Genomic DNA, 628 nt, shown 5'->3' on the forward strand with positions numbered 1-628 from the left:
AGGTTTATTTTCCAGTTTGGATATACGGCAGTAAAATCAGCAATCAGTTCTGGCAAATCAGAGTAGATTGACAGAGCGTGCATACCAATTGTTAAAAACTGCTCTTTTTTTAGTGTACGTCTTTTCATTTCGGCAAGAAACTGCTCCCATTCTTCTACCAGATGTGAACCCTGTTTTGCAAAAGCCATCCCATCTTCTGTCAGTTCTACACTGCGATTAGTTCTCTCAAAAAGGGTCATGCCCAGTTCTTTTTCTGTTCTGGCGATTTTCTGAGAAACGGCGGACTGGGTCAGGAACATGTTTGCCGCAGCATTTGTAATGCACTTTTCCTTTGCGACCTCCAGCACGCAGAGGATATCCTGAATATCAATCATAGAAGAAGCTCCTTTCTGCCATTAATTTATTTAATGAAGCCATTATAAACGATAAATTTACAAAACGCAAGAAAAGTCGTAAAATTTACTTAAAGTAACATGTTATTGAACATATCACAAGAATGTGTTGTGAAAAGCTGTGTGGATACAGCTGGCAAAATTCCGTGCAGCAGTGATTCGCTATTATTGTAACGATGGAGGAACGAAATGTTAAAGATGCAGCAAAAGCCTTTTGAACCTGCTTGCTTTTTTGC

General features: G+C 39.3%; 1 protein-coding gene. It reads right to left on the reverse strand.

What is annotated here, in order from left to right:
* A partial coding sequence (locus tag D1841_RS18120; RefSeq protein ID WP_166554376.1) for a LysR family transcriptional regulator occupies nt 1-374 on the reverse strand: 374 nt, incomplete at its 3' end.
* Nucleotides 375-628 lie beyond the last annotated feature (254 nt).

Origin of the sequence: Neglectibacter sp. X4 (assembly GCF_009917365.1) — a bacterium.
In the GTDB taxonomy this organism is placed as follows: Bacteria; Bacillota; Clostridia; order Oscillospirales; family Acutalibacteraceae; genus Acutalibacter.